Source organism: Kitasatospora misakiensis (genome assembly GCF_042656005.1).
GTDB lineage: Bacteria > Actinomycetota > Actinomycetes > Streptomycetales > Streptomycetaceae > Kitasatospora > Kitasatospora misakiensis.
In genome coordinates, this window is record NZ_JBHSOF010000041.1 from 1 (window position 1) to 14,547 (window position 14,547).

A 14,547-nucleotide genomic window follows, 5' to 3' on the forward strand; every position below is an offset into this window, starting at 1 on the left:
CGACGCCTGCCCCGTCAAGATCAACATCCCGGAGGTGCTCGCCCACCTGCGGGCCCAGGTGGTCGAGGCCAAGGCCGAGGGACGGCGCCTGCCCACCGTGGAGGCACTCGCCATGAAGGGGGCCGCGGCCGTCCTGGTCTCCCCCGCCCGGCTGAGGCTCGCCCAGCGCGCCGCGGGCCTCGGCGGGCGGGCGCTCGCCCGGCGCGGCCGGATCGGCCGGCTGCCGCTGCCCGGCCCGCTGCGGGCCTGGTCCGACACCCGCGACACCCCCGCGCCGCCGGCCGAGTCCTTCCGGAGCTGGTGGCGCGCCAACCGTGCAGGAGAGCAGGAATGAGCAGCCGCGACACCATCCTCGGGCAGGTGCGCACGGCCCTGCGCGACGTCCCGACCGCCGAGCGGGTCGAGGAGGCGTCGGTCCCGCGCGGGTACCGGCGCAGCCACGCCGACGGGCCGCTGGTCGAGCTGTTCGCCGAGCGGGTCGCCGACTACCGGGCCACGGTCACCGTCGTCGAGGAGAGCCGGGCCGCCGAGACCGTCGGCCGCATCCTCGCCGACCGCGCCCGGACCACCGCCGTGGTACCGGACGGCTTCCCCGCCGACTGGCTGCCGGCCGAGGGCTGCACCTGGGTCTCCGACGAGCCGCCGCTGACCGTCGGCGAACTCGACCGCACCGGGTCGGTGCTCAGCACGGTCGCCGTCGCCATCGCCGTCACCGGCACGATCGTCCTCGACGCCGGGCCCGGCCAGGGCCGCCGCGCCCTGACCCTGCTGCCCGACCACCACCTGTGCGTGGTCCGCCAGGACCAGATCGCGGGGGACGTCCCCGAGGCGCTCGCCCTGCTCGACCCCACCCGACCGCTGACCTTCGTCTCGGGCCCGTCCGCCACCAGCGACATCGAACTCGACCGGGTGGAGGGCGTCCATGGCCCCCGCACCCTGGACGTCGTGGTCCTCACACGTGCGAAGAAGGAGGCCACAGACGGGTAGCCCTGCACGCGCGCGTCGGGCCGGAGCGGATCACCGAGGTCGAAGGCCTGCCGCGTCGGCGTCGGGGAAGACCGGCGGCAGGGCCGAACCGGAGCCCAGCATCCCGCGCAGCCACTCCTCCACTCCGGCGACGTGCACCGTCGTCCAGGCGTGCGCGAGGTCGGGCCGACGGGCGGCGATGCCCTCCAGGATCGCCCGGTGCTGGTCCCGAGTCTGCTGGACGGCCTGCCCGTCGGTGATGCCGCGCCACGTCCTCGCGCGGCTGGTGGGGCCAGACAGCCCTTCCACCAGCGAGCAGAGCACGGTGTTCCCCGAGCCGACGGCGATCAGCCGGTGGAACTCCAGGTCGTTGGCGATCAGCTCCTCCAGCGTGGGAGTGTCGCCGAGCCGGTCGAGCACCGCGCGGAGCTCCGCGATCGCCTCGTCGGACATCACGCGGGCCGCCAGCGCGGCCGCGGCCGGTTCCAGGATGCGGCGCACCTCCAGGAACTCCAGCACGGTGTCGTCCTGGTGGAAGTCGACGACGAAGCCCAGCGCGTCCAGCAGCAGGTTCGGTTCCAGGCTGGTCACATAGGTGCCGTCGCCCTGCCGGACGTCCAGCACCCGGATCAGCGACAGCGCCTTGACGGCCTCCCGCAGGGAGTTGCGGGAGAGACCCAGCCTGGCGGCGAGGTCGGCCTCCTTGGGCAGCTTGGAACCCGGCCGCAGCTCGCCGCGGACGATCATCTCCTTGATCTTCTCGATCGCCTCATCGGTAACCGGCACCTGCCCCGCCTCTCCTGGCAGCCGAACATCGGATCTCTCCATGATAGAGCTGTCGCGATGCCGTTCGACGGGCAGCGCGGACACCTCGGCGGAGAGATCGGAAGCCCTGTGTCGGGCTCGCAGGGGTGCCGTGCCGCGATCCGTCCGACGACACGGCACCACCTGACGAAGCTCTACGGACGGAGGCGGGCGTCGGCGGCCAGCGAGGCGGCCAGGTCGTCGACCCGCCCCTCGGGCAGGCCGCGGGAGACGAACCAGGCGCCGACGTTGCGCACGTCCCGCTCCAGGAAGGACAGCCCGCGCGGGTTGGCGATGACGTCGACGATCTGCGGGACGTCGATGATCACCAGGCGGCCCCGGTGGACGAGGATGTTGTACGCCGAGAGGTCGCCGTGCGCGAAGCCGCCGACCGCGAGCAGCGACAGGCTGCGCCCCAGCTGCTCCCAGAGGTCCTCGATGTCGGCCTCCTCGACCCGGAGTTGGGCGAGCCTGGGGGCGGCCGTGCCGTCCGCGTCGCCGACGAACTCCATCAGGATCTCCGTGCCGGTGATCTGCACCGGGTAGGGGACGGCCACCCCGGCCGACCAGAGGCCGCACAGGGCGGAGAACTCCGCCGCGGCCCACTGCCCGGCGATCGCCTCCTTGCCGAACGCGCTGCGCTTGGCCATCGCCCGGGAGACCCGGGACTCCTTGTGCTGGCGGCCCTCCAGGTAGCCGGAGTCGCGGTGGAACATCCGGTGTTGGCCGTCGCGGTAGCGCTTGGCGGCCATCAGGGTGCGCCGCTCGGTGCCCGGGACGGCCCGCTCCAGCAGGAAGACGTCGGCCTCCTTGCCGGTCTTCACGATGCCGAGCTCGGTGTCCACGGCCGCCAGTTCGGTCACCACCCACCCGGGGCGCGGCTCGGGCCCCTTCTCGGTGGGGGTGGACTGGTCCCAGGTGGACCAGCGGTCGCCCTCGGCGGGGCCGTCGGCCACCGGGGAGGCGATGGTGGGGTCGTCCGAGGCCCCGGGGAACTCGGACTCACCGGCGGGGAAGTACTCCGGCTCGAAGTCGTCGAACCGGTCGGACCTGCGGCCGCGTCGGGGACCGCCCTTGGGGCGGATACGGGAGAAGGATTCGCTGTCGGCAAAGCGCTCGCGCACTGCGGGGGCTCCTTGAGGAGTGTCCCACCGGGTGCGCCGGTACGAGGCGTTTCAGCCGGTGGGCAGATGACGGACGAGGAAGGCGTATGGCGCGCACACGAGGGCGCGCCGCGACACGGCGGCAACCATCCGGACACACCTCCTCGACGTCAGGTCCTCGCACGGTCTCGGCGAGAACGTGACCACCATAGCCGTTCCCTCCTCCACCGCAAGCGAATTGTTTCCGCCGCTTCCCAACCCGGGCACCCCGCCGCACCAGCCGCCTTGACGGCCCGTCCGACCGACTGCGATCTTGGCGACCGGGCCGACACACGGGCCCGACACGGACATCGACAGACACACCTACAGACATCTGACGGGGGATATCCATGAGCAGGACGGAGCCCGCACGGGCCACCGCCGACACCACGCGTCGGCGCGCACTCCTGACCGGGGCGGTGGCCGGACTCGCCGGAGCGGCCGTCGCCGCCGGCAGTCAGCCCGCCTCGGCTGCCTCGGCCGCGACGGCCGCCGCCGGCGGCACGGACTGGTTCGACGTACGCGCGTACGGCGCGGTCGGCGACGGCGCCCACGACGACACCGCCGCCGTCCAGGGAGCGCTCGACGCGGCGGCCGCCGCCGGGGGCGGCGTCGTCTACTTCCCGGCCGGCAAGTACCTGGTCGTCCCGACCGCCGGCGCCCCGGCGCTGCGCGTCGGCGGCAACGACATCCGGCTGATCGGTGCCGGCAGCAGGGCCTCGATGCTGGTCAAGGGCGGGAACGGCATCCTGCTGCGGATGTCCGGCGCGGGCGCCGACGCCAGCGGCGCGACCCACCGCCGCTACTGCTCCGTCGAGAACCTCGGCTTCAACGGCAACCGCCGCACCGGTCTCGTCCTGGAGCTCTACTACAACGACAACACCGTCATCCGCGACGTCTACATCACCAGCAACGACGACCTGTGCATCGACGCGGTCGAGTTCTGGGACTCCCGGATCCACAACCTGGTCGTCGAGTCCAGCAGCGGCCCGGCCGGCAGCACCTCCCAGCCCAACGTCTGGCTGCGCAACTCCTCCGCCACCTCCGGCTGGGGCTACAGCACGGACAACGTCAACCAGGTGCACTTCACGGGCTGCCGGTTCGAGGCCTTCGGCACCGGTGCGCTCTGGATCACCCAGGGCACGGCCGGGACCAACAACCCGAACGGGATCCACCTCACGGACTGCAAGTTCGAGACCTCGCAGATGATGGGCGGCCCGCACCTCAGGGTCGACGCGTCCTGCAAGCACGTCCACGCGCGGGACATCTACGCCTACGCCGGGAACTTCGCGGCCGGCTACAGCACGCCCCAGAACATCATCGCGTGGGCCGCCATCGCCTCCACCCTGGAGAACGTCCTCGTCGCCAACGGGGCCGTCGCCACGGTCAACTCCGGCATCGACCTCTACGCCGGGCCCGGCACCGTGGCCGTGCTGCGCGACGTGGTCGGCCTCTACGGGACCAAGCCCACCGGCCACCACGTCTACTACGAGGCCTCCAGCGCCGGGGACTTCCGCGTCGAGAACACCTACGCCAACACCGGCAGCCAGGCCGGCGGGGCCGTCCCCACGCGGCACGCGCCCAATCCCCCGATCCGTCAGGTCTCCGGCCCGGTGAGCGACAGCTCCTTCACCCGGCCCCCGGCCGACGGCACCCTCGCCGTGGACAAGGACAACCGGCGGCTCTACGTCCGGGTCAACGGCACCTGGCAGTGGACCCAGCTGAACGGCTGACCCGCTGAGCCGGTGACCGGCGCCGGGCCTGGCGCCGGTCACCGGCTCAAGGCCGCCTGGACCGCCCGGACGGCACGGACGCGGCCAGCGGCCCCGGCCCTCGTCCCGGCCCCGGGCGGCGCAGCTCGGCGTAGACCGCCCAGACCACCGAGACGGCGGGGACCGCGACCACGGCGCCGATGACCCCCGCCGCGATGCTGCCCGCGAGCACCGACACGGCGACCACCACCGGGTGCAGGCTGACCGCCCGGCTCATCACCAAGGGGTGCAGCAGATGGCCCTCGATCTGGCCGATCACCACGATCAGCAGCAGCACGACGACCGCGATCACCGGCCCCCGGGCGGCCAGCGCCACCACGGCGGCGGCCAGCATCGCGATCGGTGAGCCGACCAGCGGCACGAAGGACGCGCAGAACTCCAGCACGGTCAGCGGCACGGCCAGCGGCACCCCCAGGAAGTACAGGGCGATGCCGACCATGACCGCGTTGGTCGCGGCGACGACGAAGATGCCCCGGGTGTAGCCGGCGAAGGTCCGCCAGGCCGCCCGGCCGCCCCGGTCGAGGTGGTCCCCGGCGGCGGACGGCAGCTGAGCGGCGACCCAGCGCCACAGCCGTTCGCCGGAGTGCAGGAAGAACACCGACATGAAGAGCGCGAGCGCGGCGCCGGTCCCGACCTCGACCAGCCGCCCGGCGCCGCTGAGGGCCGTACTGATCAGCGTCGAACGGTGCTCGGAGACGAAGTCGCCGACCTTGCGCTGGAGGTCCTCGAAGGTCGTGGGTTCGAGGTGGAACGGCGCGCCCTCCAGCAGCTTCTCCAGGCGGTCCAGGCCGCCCTGGAACTCCCGGCTCAGCCGGTCCAGGTCGTTCGCCACGGTCTCGCCGATCAGCGCGAGCAGGCCGGCCGGCACCAGGATCGCGATCGCCAGGCCGATCAGCACGGCGAGCGGGCGGGGGACGGCCCGGCCGGCCAGATCGACCAGCGGCCGGACCACCGAGGTGATCACCATGGCGAGGAAGGCGGCCAGCGTGATCAGGTGGAACCGCCCCAGCACCGTCAGCACCAGGTACCCGGCCACCGCGACGGCGACCAGCCGCCAGGCGTAGTCGGAGAGCCGGCGCAGCACGGGGCCGGCACCGGGCGCCGGGCGGGCCGGGCGCCGGGGGCCGGGCCGCCTCACCGGCATGCCGCGTACCGTCCCCCGGAACCGGGGTACGGCGGGACGCCGGGCGCGGGGAACCGAGCGGGACTGCTGGGGTACGAGAGCGGCATGAACCCTGGATAGCGGGTGCAGCGGCCCACCGGTGTGTTCCCGCGCCGACGGGCACCCACCCGGCCGATCCTCCGTCGACCGGTGCCGGGGCTCCCACGGCTCCGGTAGCGTGGCGCCATGATCACCGGTGACTCCCTGGCCACCCGTCTGCGCGCGCTGGCCGCCCGCGTCCCGTTCGACCTCGCCGTCCGCCCCGGCCTCGACGGCGCCCCCGGGGTGCCGCTACCGGTGCCGCCCGCCGAGGGCGAACTCCTGCGCCACCTGGGCGGCTTCTCCGTGCCGCCGGTGGAGGTCCACCTGACGGCACATCCGCGTCGGAACGCTCCCGCGCTGCCCGACCTGGGGCATGTGGTGTCGGACGACGGCGGCGGCGGGCTGACCTGGGTGGACGTCGCCTCCGACGGGAGCTGGGGCCAGGTGCTCATGCAGTACCGGGAGGGCGGTCTGTACGTCCAGGCCGACTCGCTCGCCGCCTGGCTCGACCGGCTGGTCAGCACGGCCGAGGAGCTCGCCGACGAGGTCGACTTCGAGGACGGCGTCCAGCCCTACGCGGACGAGTTCTGGGACGCCCTCCACCCCGACGGCCCCGACCTCGCCCTGCACCCCGCGCCCGCACTGCACACTGACAACACCGACGACCCGGTGCTCGCCGCCCTGGCGCGGAGCGTCCCCGACAGCGCCGTGCTCGCCGACCTGCGCGGAGCCGCCCCGGGCAGCCGCGCCCGGTTCGACCGCGTCTGCGGCCCGTACCGGCTCCGGCGCGCGGCCGACGCTCCGGTGTTCGCCGCCGTCCCCTGGGACTGGGAGCACGACCGGCCGCGCTGAGCGGTGCCGGACGGTCAGCGCGCCCACAGAGACCCGGCGGGCCGGCCCGCCGTCGGGCCCGACATGACGGGGCGGAAGGTCCGCCGGTAGGTGTCGGGCGGGACGCCGACGCTGCGGTGGAAGTGGCGGCGCAGGGTGGTGGCGGTGCCCATGCCGGTGGCCGTGGCGATGGTGTCGACGGTGGCGTCGGTGGTCTCCAGCAGCTCCTGGGCGTGGCGGATGCGCTGGGTGTGGAGCCACTGCAGCGGCGTGGTGCCGGTGAGGTGCTTGAAGTGCCGGCCGAGGTGCCGTGAGCTCATCCGGGCCTGGCGGGCGAGGTCCTCGACGGTGAGCGGCTGGTCCAGCCGCTTCAGCGCCCAGGGGAAGAGCTCCCCCAGGGGGTGGTTGCCCGGGTCGGGCAGCGGGGTGGCGATGAACTGGGCCTGGCCGCCGTCCCGGTGCGGTGGGACGACCAGGCGGCGGGCGATCCGGTTGGCGTTGGCCGAGCCGTGGTCGAGGCGGACCAGGTGCAGGCAGAGGTCCATGGCGGCGGCCTTGCCCGCGGAGGTGAGGACGTCGCCGTTGTCGACGTAGAGGACGTCCGGATCGACGGTGGCGGCCGGGTGGCGCCGGGCCAGTTCCCGGGTGTGGGCCCAGTGGGTGGTGGCGCGCCTGCCGTCGAGCAGTCCGGCCGCCCCCAGCACGAAGGCGCCCGTGCAGAGGGAGACGATGCGGGCGCCGACCTCGTGGGCCGCGCGTACCGCGTCCACCAGTTCGGCGGGCGGTTCGACGTCGGTGTCGGCCCAACCGGGGACGATCACGGTGTCGGCGTGCGGGAGGTGGTCGAGCCCGTGGTCGGGCTCCAGGCGGAAGCGGTCGATCTTCACCGGGCCCGGCCCGCAGAGGGAGAAGTCGTACCAGGGGTCCACGAGGTGGGTCAGGTCGGCTCCGAAGATCTCGACGGCCACGGACAGTTCGTAGTGGAGCATGCCGTCGGTGACGGCCAGTGCGACCCTGTGCATGTCCGAAAGTGTACGCGCCATGTCGTTTCCGACACTCGTGCGGGATGCCACCGGACGGACAGGATAGGGGTGTCGGACCGCAGCGGATCAAGACCGCGGCGGACGGTCGAGTACGAGGAGCAGTTCCCATGGGGGCAGGCCAGCTGGTGGCGGTGTTCGGCGCTTACGGTCACACCGGGCGGTTCGTGGTCGCGGAGCTGGCCGCGCGCGGGTTCGTCCCGGTGCCGTCCGGGCGCAACGCGCAGGCGCTGGAAGAGCTGGCCGGGGAGCACGGGCTGCAGGCCCGGGTGGCGTCGGTGGACGATGCCGCCTCGCTGGACCGCGCCCTGGCGGGCACGGTGGCGGTCATCAACTGCGCCGGCCCCTTCGCCTCGACCACCGGCCCCGTGATCGAGGCCGCGCTGCGCGCCGGGATCCCGTACCTGGACGTGGCGGCCGAGCTGGAGGCCAACCTCGACACCTTCGAGCACTACCGCGACCGGGCCCGGGAGGCGGGAGCGGTGATCGTCCCGGCCATGGCCTTCTTCGGCGGCCTCGGCGACCTGCTGGCCACCGCGGCGATGGACGACTGGACCTCGGCCGAGGAGGCGCACATCGCCTACGCGCTCAGCAACTGGCACCCCACCGAGGGCACCCGGCTGTCGGGCGCGGTCTCCCGCGAGCGGCGCGGCGACGTCCGGCTGCGCTACAGCGGCGGGCAGTGGGAGCGGCGCACCGATGCCGCGCCCACCCTGGAGTGGGACTTCCCCGAGCCCGTCGGACGCCGTCCGGTGATCGGGGAGTTCACGATGGCGGACGTCGTGACCGTCCCCCAGCACCTGTCCATCTCCGACGTGACCACCTACATGAACACCGACGCGGTCCGCGACGTCGTCGCCGCGCACACCCCGGCCCCGGCCGCCGCCGACGGGAGCGGGCGCTCGGAGCAGACCTTCCTCGTCGACGTCGTCGTCCGCTCGGGCGGGGCCGAGCGCCGCGCCACGGCCAGTGGCCAGGACATCTACGCCGTCACCGCGCCCCTGGTCGTCGAGGCCCTCGACCGCGTCCTGACCGGCCGCACCAGGGTCACCGGCGTCGCCTCCGCCGGCGAGATCTTCGACGCCCCCGACTTCCTGCGCGCGCTCGCCCCCCACATCACGCTCGACCTGCACCCGCAGACGGCCAACGCCTGACCGGGGCCCTTCCTCAGGCTCAGGCTCCGGCGGCCCGGTCGAGTTCGACGGCCGGAAAGGGCGTCCGCTTGCTCTCCGACAGCAGCCGGCGGTGGAACCCGTCCAGGACGGCGGCGGCCCGGGCATGACGTTCGACCACCGCCGCGAGCTCGGGCGGGACGCCGGCGGGCCTGCGCCCTTCGATCCACTCCCGGAGGAACACGTCCGGATCCGCGCCCTCCTGGAGGCGGTCGACGAGGTGGTGGCGGATCAGATGGCTCGCGGTGTAGTGGCGGTCGTAGGCGCGATGGTCGGAGAGGAACCGCTCCTCGACCGCCGACAGCTCGAAGCCCGAGCTCAGGGCCAACCCGAAGTCCGTGAAGTAGATCCTCCGGCCGTCGGTCAGGAGGTTGCGGAAATGGGCGTCGAAGTGCACGAGTCCCTGGGAGCTCATGAACGCCGCACCTCGCGCCAGTTCCTCCGCCGCCCACGCGTACGGGGAGCCGCCGTCGGGTCTCGTGGCCTCCCGGCGCTCGTGGAGCCACCCGCCGAGCGTCTGCGGCACGTGCTCCAGGAAGAGCACCAGGCTGTGGGAGGAGCGGCCGATGGCCTCCAGCCGCGCGCGCACGGCCGGCGAGCCGTCCCAGTGCGCGACCGCTCCGTCGATGCTCCCGAAGGCGTCCAGGAACCCCTCGGGAGCGGAGTCGGGGAGCACACGCCAGTGGTACATCAGGGGGAAGCCCGCGAACTCCCCGGTCAGGACCCAGTGGGTGGTCATGGTGTGGGCGGCCAGCTCCCGCCAGGCGCCGAAGCCGGCCGAGCCCACTCCGTACTGGTAGAACATCGGCAGGCCGAAGAGGTTCGCCGTCGACCGCACGTTCTCCGGCCGGGTCTCGACGTCCGTCAGCGGCACCCTCTTGACGAAGACCCGCACCCCGTCGAGGTCCAGTTCCGCGGACCTACCGCCGATGCCGGTCCCGACGTCGGACGCTGACGCCACGACCGCGCCGAGCCGCCGGTCGCTCAGCAGGGAGAGGCGGGTGGCCGCGCTCCCGTAGGCGGCGAGCCGCGCGGCGTGCGTGGAGTCGGGGTGGTGCATCAACGGCTCCTCGATGCCCGGACCGGGGCGTCAGTGACGGCACGAACGCGCTCGACTCTATCCACCGAGGTCAAGCCCGTTCAGGCGGAGCAGCGCGGAGGAGCCGGGTCACGTCGCCGTGACCCGGCTCCTCATTGAACCGCTCGCACAGGGGGCGCCGGTTACAGGAAGCGCCAGAGGTGGTCGCTCGTGCCGTTGTCGTCCCAGAGGACGATCTGGGCGCCCGCGGTGGTGGAGGCCCCGGAGACCCCGAGGACGCGGCCACTGACGGACTGGATGCGGAAGGTGTCGCCGCCGCCGTGCCGCAGGCGCCACCGGTGGTCCGCGGCGCCGTTGTCGGCCCACTGGACGATCCTGGCGCCGTTGGCCGTGCCGCCGCCCTCCACGCCGAGGACCTTGCCGCTGTTGGAGTTCTTGAGCCGCAGGTAGCCCCCCGAGTCGACCACCGCCGTCCACAGGTGGTCCGCGGTGCCGTTGTCGCCCCACTGGACCACCAGTCCGCCGTCGGCGGTCGACATGTTCTGCACGCCGAGCAGGAGCCCACTGCCCACGTTCTGGATGCGCCGGGTGCCCGTCGGGACGAACCACCACCGGCTGGTCGCCGAGCTGGTGTCCGGGGCCTGCACGGCGAGGGCGCCCTGGGAGGTGGCGGCGCCGGCGATGCCGAGCAGCTTGCCGCTGTTGGCGTTGCGCAGGCCGTGCGAGCCGTCGGCCGTCTCGACGACGGTCCACCGGTGGTCGGCGGTGCCGTTGTCCGACCACTGGACCACGGAGGCGTTGTCGGCGGTGGACATGTTCTGCACGCCCAGGACCTTGCCGCTGTTGGCGTTGCGCAGCCGCAGCGCGGTGCCGTCGGCCACCAGCCCCCAGTCGTGGTCGGTGGTGCCGCTGTCGCCCCACTGGAGGGCCGGCGCACCGTCCGCGGTGGACATGTTCTGCACGCCGAGCACCAGCCCGCTGCCCGCGTTGACCAGGCGGAATCCGGTGCCTCCGGTGCTTCCCGTGCTCCCGGTGCTCCAGTAGACGGTGTAGTTGAAGCCCTGCGCGTCGTGGAACGGGCCGAGGTTCACGGACGAGCCGTTGGCGGTCGCGGTGAAGGCGAGGCCGGTGGTGCCGGTCCGGGTGATCGACGCCGGGTCGAGGGTCGGGAGGGCGTTGAGCGCGGTGCTGCCGTAGTTGCCGCACAGGACGGCCGGGCCGTAGGTGACCGCGGCGACGCCCGGGTTGTCGTTGGCGGCCCGGAGCGCGACCCGCATGGGCAGCTTGACGGTCACCGTGTCGCCGGAGGCCCAGGCGCGGGTGACGGTGGCGTAGGTGCCGGGCGTGGTGGCGATGTTCTGCACCGTGCCGTTGACGCTCACGGTGGCGTCGGAGGTCCAGGCCGGGATGCGGATGCGCATCGACCAGGTGTCACCGGTGCTGCCGGTGACCTTGAGCGTGGTGGTGTCCTCCGCGGGGTACGCGGTGGACTGGGTGATCGTGAGGCCGCGCTCGGCCCAGGTGAGGACCGTGGGCACGAACAGGTTCACGATGAGCGTGGTGCCGTCGCGGAAGTAGGCGGAGTCCGCCAGTTTGGTGTTGGACTCCACTCCGGTGCCCTGGCAGCACCAGAAGGAGTCGTAGTCGGTGCTCCAGGTGCCGCCGCCCCAGGCCGGGCCCACGCCGCGCCGGCCGCCGGGCTTGAGCGGGGTGAAGTAGGTGACGTGCCCGTGGGCGTCGGCCGGGTTCTGCGCGCCGATCACGTGGTTGAGCAGGGTGCGCTCGTAGAAGTCGAAGTACTCGACCCGCCCGGGGTCCAACTGCCACAGCTCGCGGGTGAGTTTGAGCATGTTGTACGAGTTGCAGAGCTCGCAGGTGTCGTTGGTGAGCTGGGAGGCTATCGCGTCGGGGGCGCGGAAGTGCTCGGCCTGGCTGTTCCCGCCGATGGCGTAGCTGTGCTTGGTGGTGCAGATCGTCCACGCCGAGGTGGCGATGTCGCGGTAGCGCGTCGTCCCGGTGGCCCGGTACTCGCGGACGGCGCCGATCCACTTGGGGACCTGGGTGTTGGCGTGCAGGCCGTTCAGCTGGTCCCGGCCGGCCGCCAGCGGGTCGAACACGGCGGCGTGGTCGAAGCGTTGGGCGACCGTCAGCCAGCGCGCGTCCCCGGTCCGCAGGTGGAGGTCGGCCAGCACGTCGTTCATGCCGCCGAACTCGGTGCCCATCAGCGCCTGCATCTGGCCCTGGGAGAGCCGGCCGGTGCGCTGGTCGACCCAGCCGGCCAGGGCCAGGAGGACGTCCCGGGCCTGGGTGCTGCCCAGCAGGCGCCAGACGTCGAGCAGGCCGACCATGGTCTTGTGGACGGCGTAGTAGGGGACGTTGCCGTTGTTGAGCGTGCCGGACTCCAACTGGGCGAAGTCCGACTCGGGGAAGCCCGAGAGGTAGCCGGCGGAGAATCCCGCCGCGCCGTTGTTGGCCTGGCACTTGGCCAGCTCGGCCACCATGCGGACGGCCTTGTCGCGGCAGGTGGTGTCCCCCACCGCCAGGTAGGACTGGGCCCACGCGCTGAGGAAGTGCCCCTGCACATGGGTGCGGAAGGGGAACGACGGGGCGTCCCAACCGCCGTTCGCCGCTGCGGCGTTGGTGGACAGCCGGTGGTTCGCGCGGAAGTTGTAGAGCAGACGGTCGACGTCGACGAAGCGCAGATAGGCCAGGGTGCGGTTCTGGTTGTCGAGCCAACGGCCGGCGGTGAGTCTGACCTGGCCGAGGTCGAACGGCAGCGCCGAGACCCCGACGGGGGCCGCTTCGGCGTCCGTCGGGGCGAGAGCGAGGCCGGCGGCCGGCGTGAGGGCCAGCATGCCGGTGGCCTTGAGCAGGTTGCGGCGGCTCAGCGGATGAGGCAGCATCGCGAAACCTTGTTCCTTCCGGGTGGGGGAGGAGGTCGGGCCCCTGAATTGTTAGCGCTAACAAAATTGGTCGAAGCGGAGCGGCTCTCCGATCGACGAGGAAGTCCTGAGGCAGGGGCCCGGTCGGTGGGGTGGGCGGCACATGGTGGTGCGGGTGGCGAGGCGTCGGAAGTCGGCCGAGGGCGCGGGGGTTGCGAAGTCCGACCATGGACGGGTGCCACGTTTATAGCCCTGGTTTCCGGACCGTGTCCAGGGGTTCGACAAGCCGCCGACACGCCCGTCCGTACGTCTTGACGCCGTGTCAGCGGATGGCGATAGTGAGTGGCGTTTGACGTGAGCCGCTCACCTCTCGCAGGGACCACACCTTGGTCAGGCGGTCGCTCCGGGTGGGCCTGCCTCGGCCAGGGCGGCGTGGGTCGCTGTCTTGAGGAACGGCACGATGGTGGCCAGGGCCGCGACAGCGAAGAGCGCGAAGGCGGTACGCATTCCCAGCCATTGGGCGAGGACACCGACGAGGGCGGCTCCCAGGGGCATGGCACCCCAGCTGAACAGGCGTGCGGCGGCGTTGTAGCGGCCGAGCATGCCGGGGTGGATGAGGCGTTGGCTGATGGTGCGGGAGTTGACGGTCCACAGGACGCCACCCATGCCGCCGAGGAAGGCGCCCGTGCCGACGATCCACAGGCTGGTGGTGAACACGGGTGCGGCAACCATGGCCGCGGTGCCGACGAGGTCCGCGAACATCGACCAGCGGCGGCCCAGCAGGCGGTTGATGGTGGTGACGGTGAGTGCGCCGACCAGGCCACCGGCGCCGAGCGCGCTGAGCAGGATGCCGTACTGGCCGGGCTCCAGATCCATCAGTTGGGTGGCGACCAGGGGGATGAGCGCGAGCCAGGCACCCCAACAGGCGCACAGAACGGTCAGGGCGAGCGCCATCAGGCGGAGCAGGGGCTGATGCCACAGGCCGCGGACTCCTTCGGCGATGCTCTGGTTGACCGAGCCGGACGGGGCCGTGGTCTCAGCCGTGGGCTGGAAGCGGCCCACGAGGAAGGCCAGGATCAGCGTGCCGAGCAGGTAGCCCGCACCGACCCAGCCCAGCGCCACGCCGGCACCGGCGGCGATGAGGAGCCCGCCCACGAATGGGCCGCAGAACTCGTTGCACACGGTTTCCGCTCCCGCCAGCCAGGCATTGGCTCGTTCATGGCCCGCCGGAGCGACAGCGGACGGGACGAGCGTGGCCGCTGAGGTCAGCGCGACCACCTCGGCAACACCGAGCGCGAGGCCCGCGACACAGAGCGCGGGGATGGTGACGGCATTGTCGGCGACCAGGGCGAGCAGCACCAGGACGACCAGCATGCGGGCACCGTCGGCCAACCACAGGAGTTTGCGCCGGTCGAAACGGTCCACCAGAACGCCGACGTGCAGGGCGATGAGGAGCCAAGGGAGTGTGAGAGCGAGCCCGACGCCGGCCACCTGAGCCGGAGAGTCGGTCAGGCGGGCCGCCATGAGCGGAAGCACGACCTTGGTCACCCCATCGGCCAGGTTCGTTATCGCGGTGAACCCCACCAACACCGCGGTATTGCGGCCACTGCGATCGGCCGACGTCGACCGGTCCGGCTCACCGGTCACGCCGACGGGGGCGGCCTCTTCCGAGTCGGGCAGACCTTCCACAACTAA

At 72.6% G+C, this 14,547-nt stretch carries 12 protein-coding genes; 5 read left to right on the forward strand and 7 right to left on the reverse strand.

Features of this window, described 5'->3' with window-relative positions:
* Together ACFP3U_RS26470 and ACFP3U_RS26475 are read left to right on the forward strand one after the other, a co-directional pair.
* On the forward strand, positions 1 to 334 hold a 334-nt coding region (locus ACFP3U_RS26470; RefSeq protein WP_380228180.1), incomplete at its 5' end, for a lactate utilisation protein LutB domain-containing protein.
* A complete protein-coding gene (locus tag ACFP3U_RS26475; protein ID WP_380228181.1) occupies positions 331 to 987 on the forward strand; it encodes a LutC/YkgG family protein in 657 nt (218 codons plus the stop codon). The genes ACFP3U_RS26470 and ACFP3U_RS26475, both read left to right, overlap by 4 nt.
* A 30-nt stretch (positions 988 to 1,017) precedes the next feature.
* Here ACFP3U_RS26475 and ACFP3U_RS26480 read toward each other — a convergent pair whose 3' ends face one another.
* Positions 1,018 to 1,752 carry a FadR/GntR family transcriptional regulator gene (locus ACFP3U_RS26480; protein WP_380228182.1) on the reverse strand — a complete coding sequence of 245 codons (735 nt, stop codon included), beginning with the start codon at positions 1,750 to 1,752 and terminating at the stop codon, positions 1,018 to 1,020.
* Positions 1,753 to 1,925: 173 nt separating this feature from the next.
* On the reverse strand, positions 1,926 to 2,894 hold the full coding sequence (locus ACFP3U_RS26485) for a serine protein kinase RIO (RefSeq protein WP_380228183.1): 969 nt from the start codon (positions 2,892 to 2,894) through the stop codon (positions 1,926 to 1,928).
* 368 nt (positions 2,895 to 3,262) lie between these two features.
* Here ACFP3U_RS26485 and ACFP3U_RS26490 point away from each other — a divergent pair, with 368 nt between their 5' ends.
* Positions 3,263 to 4,645 carry a glycosyl hydrolase family 28-related protein gene (locus tag ACFP3U_RS26490; RefSeq protein ID WP_380228184.1) on the forward strand — a complete coding sequence of 461 codons (1,383 nt, stop codon included), beginning with the start codon at positions 3,263 to 3,265 and terminating at the stop codon, positions 4,643 to 4,645.
* Positions 4,646 to 4,691: 46 nt separating this feature from the next.
* Here the strand turns inward: ACFP3U_RS26490 and ACFP3U_RS26495 are convergent, their stop codons facing one another.
* Positions 4,692 to 5,828, reverse strand: a complete 1,137-nt coding sequence (locus ACFP3U_RS26495; RefSeq protein ID WP_380228185.1) for an AI-2E family transporter — start codon at positions 5,826 to 5,828, stop codon at positions 4,692 to 4,694.
* 204 nt (positions 5,829 to 6,032) lie between these two features.
* Here ACFP3U_RS26495 and ACFP3U_RS26500 point away from each other — a divergent pair, with 204 nt between their 5' ends.
* The gene (locus ACFP3U_RS26500; protein WP_380228186.1) at positions 6,033 to 6,740 is read left to right on the forward strand and encodes an SMI1/KNR4 family protein; all 708 of its coding nucleotides are present in this window, start codon (positions 6,033 to 6,035) and stop codon (positions 6,738 to 6,740) included.
* Positions 6,741 to 6,754: 14 nt separating this feature from the next.
* On the opposite strand, the gene ACFP3U_RS26505 is transcribed toward ACFP3U_RS26500, so the two are convergent.
* Positions 6,755 to 7,741, reverse strand: coding sequence for a helix-turn-helix domain-containing protein (locus ACFP3U_RS26505; RefSeq protein ID WP_380228188.1), 987 nt, complete (start codon positions 7,739 to 7,741; stop codon positions 6,755 to 6,757).
* 128 nt (positions 7,742 to 7,869) lie between these two features.
* On the opposite strand from ACFP3U_RS26505, the gene ACFP3U_RS26510 reads away from it, so the two are divergent.
* A complete protein-coding gene (locus ACFP3U_RS26510; RefSeq protein ID WP_380228189.1) occupies positions 7,870 to 8,913 on the forward strand; it encodes a saccharopine dehydrogenase family protein in 1,044 nt (347 codons plus the stop codon).
* Positions 8,914 to 8,932: 19 nt separating this feature from the next.
* On the opposite strand, the gene ACFP3U_RS26515 is transcribed toward ACFP3U_RS26510, so the two are convergent.
* The 3 genes from ACFP3U_RS26515 to ACFP3U_RS26525 all read right to left on the reverse strand — a co-directional run bounded on the left by ACFP3U_RS26515 (position 8,933) and on the right by ACFP3U_RS26525 (position 14,541).
* Positions 8,933 to 9,991 (reverse strand): protein kinase family protein, encoded by a 1,059-nt coding sequence (locus tag ACFP3U_RS26515; RefSeq protein WP_380228190.1) that lies wholly within the window; start codon positions 9,989 to 9,991, stop codon positions 8,933 to 8,935.
* A 161-nt stretch (positions 9,992 to 10,152) separates the two neighbouring features.
* Complete coding sequence (locus ACFP3U_RS26520; RefSeq protein WP_380228248.1) at positions 10,153 to 12,870, reverse strand: beta-L-arabinofuranosidase domain-containing protein; 2,718 nt, start codon at positions 12,868 to 12,870, stop codon at positions 10,153 to 10,155.
* A 372-nt stretch (positions 12,871 to 13,242) separates the two neighbouring features.
* The gene (locus tag ACFP3U_RS26525) at positions 13,243 to 14,541 is read right to left on the reverse strand and encodes an MFS transporter (protein WP_380228191.1); all 1,299 of its coding nucleotides are present in this window, start codon (positions 14,539 to 14,541) and stop codon (positions 13,243 to 13,245) included.
* Between the last annotated feature and the right edge of the window lie 6 nt (positions 14,542 to 14,547).

Bases quoted from the DNA above. Each gene is read 5' to 3' on its own strand.
- ACFP3U_RS26510 (WP_380228189.1), top strand. From the start codon at position 7,870: ATGGGGGCAGGCCAGCTGGTGGCGGTGTTCGGCGCTTACGGTCACACC.
- ACFP3U_RS26515 (WP_380228190.1), bottom strand. From the start codon at position 9,991: ATGCACCACCCCGACTCCACGCACGCCGCGCGGCTCGCCGCCTACGGG.
- ACFP3U_RS26495 (WP_380228185.1), bottom strand. From the start codon at position 5,828: ATGCCGGTGAGGCGGCCCGGCCCCCGGCGCCCGGCCCGCCCGGCGCCC.
- ACFP3U_RS26505 (WP_380228188.1), bottom strand. From the start codon at position 7,741: ATGCACAGGGTCGCACTGGCCGTCACCGACGGCATGCTCCACTACGAA.
- ACFP3U_RS26475 (WP_380228181.1), top strand. From the start codon at position 331: ATGAGCAGCCGCGACACCATCCTCGGGCAGGTGCGCACGGCCCTGCGC.
- ACFP3U_RS26500 (WP_380228186.1), top strand. From the start codon at position 6,033: ATGATCACCGGTGACTCCCTGGCCACCCGTCTGCGCGCGCTGGCCGCC.
- ACFP3U_RS26490 (WP_380228184.1), top strand. From the start codon at position 3,263: ATGAGCAGGACGGAGCCCGCACGGGCCACCGCCGACACCACGCGTCGG.